This is a genomic window from Streptomyces sp. NPDC055078, from assembly GCF_053607985.1.
On record NZ_JBSGUP010000594.1, the window covers coordinates 1 to 5,135 of the forward strand.

At 70.7% G+C, this 5,135-nt stretch carries 5 protein-coding genes; all 5 read left to right on the forward strand.

The window, feature by feature from the left end; all coding sequences use genetic code 11:
• Positions 1-122: 122 nt before the first annotated feature.
• Positions 123-893: an enoyl-CoA hydratase/isomerase family protein gene (locus ACWF94_RS32830; protein ID WP_453496908.1), complete on the forward strand. Its 771-nt coding sequence runs from the start codon at positions 123-125 to the stop codon at positions 891-893.
• Positions 894-1,121: 228 nt separating this feature from the next.
• A complete protein-coding gene (locus ACWF94_RS32835) occupies positions 1,122-1,640 on the forward strand; it encodes an ATP-binding protein (RefSeq protein WP_453496911.1) in 519 nt (172 codons plus the stop codon).
• Positions 1,641-2,072: 432 nt separating this feature from the next.
• Positions 2,073-2,852, forward strand: coding sequence for a polysaccharide deacetylase family protein (locus ACWF94_RS32840; protein WP_453496914.1), 780 nt, complete (start codon positions 2,073-2,075; stop codon positions 2,850-2,852).
• Positions 2,852-4,258, forward strand: a complete 1,407-nt coding sequence (locus ACWF94_RS32845; RefSeq protein ID WP_453496917.1) for a YncE family protein — start codon at positions 2,852-2,854, stop codon at positions 4,256-4,258. Before ACWF94_RS32840 ends, ACWF94_RS32845 begins: the two co-directional genes overlap by 1 nt.
• A gap of 227 nt (positions 4,259-4,485) precedes the next feature.
• On the forward strand, positions 4,486-5,135 hold a 650-nt coding region (locus ACWF94_RS32850), incomplete at its 3' end, for an ADP-ribosyltransferase (protein ID WP_453496920.1).

Consider the following 5,135-nt stretch of genomic DNA (forward strand, 5'->3'; position numbering starts at 1 on the left):
GCCCACGCATTTAGCCTACGTATGTGCCCGCGTGTGTGCCCGTCCATGAGCCCTCGCATGTGCCCGTGTATGTGACGGAGAGCACCGGGCCCGCTCGCGTTAGCGCCGGTTAACCTGCCTGCATGACGACTCTGACACTCGAAGTCGCCGACGGCGTCGGCACCATCCGGCTCAACCGCCCCCCGATGAACGCGCTGGACATCGCGATCCAGGACCGGCTGCGCGAACTGGCCGATGAGGCGACCCGCCGCGAGGATGTGCGGACGGTGATCCTGTACGGCGGCGAGAAGGTGTTCGCGGCCGGTGCGGACATCAAGGAGATGCAGCACATGGACCATACGGCGATGGTCGTACGGTCCCGGGCGCTCCAGGAGTCGTTCACCGCCATCGCCCGTATCCCCAAGCCCGTCGTCGCCGCCGTCACCGGCTACGCCCTGGGCGGCGGCTGTGAGCTGGCGCTCTGTGCCGACTTCCGGATCGCGGCGGACGACGCCAGGCTGGGCCAGCCGGAGATCCTGCTCGGACTGATCCCGGGCGCGGGCGGCACCCAGCGGCTCGCCCGGCTGGTCGGCCCCGCCAAGGCCAAGGACCTGATCTTCACCGGCCGGATGGTGAAGGCCGACGAGGCCCTCTCGCTCGGACTGGTCGACCGGGTCGTCCCCGCCGCCGAGGTGTACGAGCAGGCCCACGCATGGGCGGCGAAGCTGGCGAAGGGGCCCGCGCTGGCGCTGCGGGCCGCCAAGGAATCCATCGACGCGGGTCTGGAGACGGACATCGAGACCGGCCTCACGATCGAGCGGAACTGCTTCGCCGGCCTGTTCGCGACGGAGGACCGCGAGCGCGGGATGCGCAGCTTCGTGGCGGACGGTCCTGGCAAGGCCACGTTCCTCTGAGCAGCCCCCCGCGGGATACGCGGCGGACGGCTCCCTGCCGGTTGTCGCTGCCGGTTGTCGCTGTCGGCTTTCTCCGCTGACCGGGTGTCCATACGGTCCGGCAGGGGCACGGGAGTACGTATGAGGCCACCGTCATATGCCGGAAAGCGCCCTCGGAGCGAGCGCCTCCGGGGGCGGTATTCCGCTGGAACGACCACGGAAACGGCGTATTGCGGCCATGATGGTGGCATGGCGGGCCTCGAAGGAGCGGAACAACCGCGGCAGCGTGGCAGCGCTACCGCGACACGGTGGGTGACAGCCATCGAGGACGAACAGGCGCTCAAGGCGCTGGAGTTGTACGGCAACCCGACGGAGGACGAAGTCCGGCTCCCCTCCCGTCCCGAATCCGCCGCCACCGCCCGCCGGCTGACGCACTGTGTGATTCTGCGCCAGTGGGCGCTCTCCGCGCAGACCGCCGAGCACGCGGTGCTGCTCGTCTCCGAACTGGTGGGAAACGCCGTGCGGCACACCGGAGCGCGGGTCTTCGGACTGCGGATCCTGCGCCGCCGCGGCTGGATCAGGGTCGAGGTGCGGGACCCCTCGCGCGGGCTCCCCTGTCTGCTGCCGGTACTGCCGATGGACATCAGCGGCCGGGGGCTGTTTCTTGTCGACAAGCTCTCCGACCGGTGGGGAGTTGACCTGCTGCCGCGCGGCAAGACGACCTGGTTCGAGATGCGGGTCACGGAGCGCCATTCCGCGCAGTCCTGAGCGGCGCTGAGCAGTCACGCGACCCGATACCCCCCCGGCCCATCCCCCCGGCCCATACCCACACGCTCGCAGAAGCCCCCGTGCGGGCCGGGGTGCGGTCGCGTCGGGGGCTTCTGTGGAGCGCCGTGGAATCGGGGGTGTCTCCACGGCCGCTGTTGACGACCTGGCCCGGGTCAAGGGGAGGTCGTTCCCTCGACTATGGCAGATGGGGGCCCCAAAGCAAAATCCCCCACTCCGGCATAAGTGTTAAATCTGGATAGATTGATCGGGAATCGCAGGCGAGATGACCTTCTGGCCTCGTAAATCATGACCAGTTCGCGCTCGCGAGAGATCTTTCTTCGATCGGCCCCTCGGGCGTGCCCGCGACCCGCAGGCTCTGGCTAATGGGGCAATCGTTACCTTTCGTCCATTGCGCCCTTACTGTGCCTTTCCGTGACCTCGATCGACCGCCGCAGCGCACTGCGCGCGGGAGCGGGGGCGGCCTTCGCGGGCGCTCTCGCCATGGGCTGCACCGACAGCGGTACCGCCCAGGACCGGCCCGCGCCGCCCGCCGCTCCCGCCCGACCCTCCCGGGCCGGGCGCCCGGTCCCGGCCGCCCGCCGCTACCCCGGGCAGCCCGCGCAGATCACCCACGGCCCCCGCGACCGCGACCGGGTGGCCCTCACCTTCCACGGCGCGGGCGACCCCGCCACCGCCAGGGCCGTACTCGCCGAGGCCGAACGGGCGGGCGCCCGGCTCACCGTGCTCGCCGTCGGCGACTGGCTCGACGCCTACCCGGACCTCGCCCGCCGGGTCCTCGACGGCGGCCATGACCTCGGCAACCACACCCAGCGCCATCTGACCATCACGGAGATGTCCGAGGCCGACGCGTACGCCGAGATCACCGGGTGCGCCGAGCGGCTGCGCCGGCTGACCGGCTCCATCGGCAGCTGGTTCCGCCCTTCCCGTACGCGGTACGCGACCCCGCTCGTCGTCCGGGCCGCGCGGCGGGCCGGCTACCCGCATGTCCTCTCGTACGACATCGACTCCCTCGACTCCACCTCGCCCGGGGCCACGGCCGTGACCCGCACCGTCACCGGGCAGATCCAGCGCGGATCGGTGGTGAGCCTGCACTTCGGCTACGCGGACACGGTCGCCGCACTGCCCGCCCTCCTCGATGACCTGAACCGCCGCGGACTGCGCGCGGTGACCACCACGGAGCTGCTGAGCTGATGCACCCCGCCACGGACGCCCCCGCCCCGGACACTCTCGCCCCGGACACCCAGTCCGCCGACGCTCCACCCCCGCTCACCTCACCCACCCCGCTCCCACCGCCGAGAACCCCGGGCACCCGGGCGGTGCGGACCCGGCCGGTGTGGACCCGGCCGGTGCGGACCAAGGCGGGCACCCGGGTGCGGTCTCGTGCTCTGGTCCCGACCCACCGGGGCAAGCGGTCCTGGGCCCTGTGCGCCGGGGCGCTGCTCGTCCTGCTCGCGGGCTGCGGCACCGACTCGGACCGGGCGACCCGGGCGAACGGCACCGACGGAGGCGAGACCACGGCCGCCGCGCCGCCCGCCCGGCCGAAGGCGCCCCGGGCCACCGCCCCCGCCGGGCTGCCGGGGATGCCCCCGGTCCTGGACCCGAAGGACATCTACGCCGCCGACCGGCCGGGCCGGCTCTCGCCCGTGGTCCGGAAGTTCCCCTCGCGCGTCTACGTCCCCAACACCAACTCCAACACGGTCTCCGTCATCGACCCCGCCACCTACAAGGTCGTCGAGACGATCCCGGTCGGCGTCCAGCCACAGCACGTCGTCCCGTCGTGGGACCTCAAGACGCTCTGGGTCAACAACAACCGCGGCCATACGCTCACCCCGATCAACCCGGCGGACGGCAAGGCGGGCAAGCCGGTCGAGGTCCACGACCCGTACAACCTCTACTTCACCCCCAACGGCAAGTACGCCGTCGTGATGGCGTCCCTCGACCGCGAACTCGTCTTCCGCGACCCGCACACCATGAACCGGGTGAAGACCACCCCGGTCTCCTGCTACGGCGTCAACCACGCCGACTTCTCCGCCGACGGCCGGTACTTCGTCGTGTCCTGTGAGTTCTCGGGCGAGCTGCTCAAGGTCGACACCGAACGGATGACCGTCGTCGGCCAGCAGAAACTGCCCTTCAAGGGCGCGATGCCACAGGATGTGAAGATCTCCCCGGACGGCAAGACCTTCTATGTCGCCGACATGATGGCGCACGGCGTCTGGGTGCTCGACGGCGAGAAGTTCACCACCCCGACCCTGCTGCCCACCGGCAAGGGCTGCCACGGCCTCTACATCAGCCGGGACTCCAAGGAGATGTACATCCCCAACCGGGGCGAGGGTTCCGTCTCGGTCTTCGACTTCGCGCGGAACAAGCTGACCAAGAAGTGGTGGCTGCCGGACGGCGGCAGCCCGGACATGGGCGGTGTCTCGGCGGACGGCAAGGTGCTGTGGCTGTCGGGGCGCTATGACTCCGAGGTGTACGCGATCGACACGAGGACCGGGAAGCAGCTCGCCCGTATCCCGGTGGGCAGTGGTCCCCACGGGCTCGCGGTCTATCCGCAGCCGGGGCGGTACTCGCTCGGCCACACGGGGGTCTTCCGCTGACCGGCGGCGGGGCCGACAGCGAGTCCGGCGGCGGGTCCGGCGGTGCGGTCGGCAGCGAATCGGGCGGTGCGGTGGACAACAAGGTCGGCGGCGCGGTCGGCGACGAGGCCGGGGAGCCCGCTGCCGGGTCCTGGACGGCAACCGCCGCGTCACCGGAACGGCCCAACTCGCCCACCCACGGGTGACGGTGCGCGGCCTGTCGGCCTCCGGCCGGGACAGTGATCCCTATGATCACAACTCGCCTGCGCCGACGGGCCGCTGTCGTAGTCCTGACTCTTTCCACCGCCCTCGTCCCGGCCGCAGCCGCCACTTCCGCCGCCTCCACCCCGGAGACCGCCCCCGCCGTCAGGACGGCGGCGGTGGCCAAGGCCGCACCGGCCAACTCCTGTCCGAAGGTCGAGGACCGGCTCTTCGCCGCCGCCGACCTCCGGGTCGACACCGACCGCATCACCCCCGACCCGGCCTGGCGCACCGACTGCAAGCAGCTCTACCGCTCGGACGGCCGCCCGCCGGAGGTCGTCTTCGAGCAGGGCTTCCACCCGAAGGCCCCGATCGACGGTCAGTACGACATCGAGAAGTACGTCCTGGTCAACCAGCCGTCCCCGTATGTCTCGACGACCTACAACCACGACCTGTACAAGACCTGGTGGAAGAGCGGCTGGAACTACTACGTCGACGCCCCCGGCGGTGTCGACGTCAACGCGACCATCGGTGACACCCACAAGTACGCCGACCAGGTCGAGGTGGCGTTCCCGGGCGGGGTGGCGCGGGAGTTCATCGTCGGGGTCTGCCCCGTCGACAAGGTGAAGAAGATCGAGATCATGAACGAGTGCCAGGACAACCCGCACTACGAGCCCTGGCGGAACGCGTACCCGAC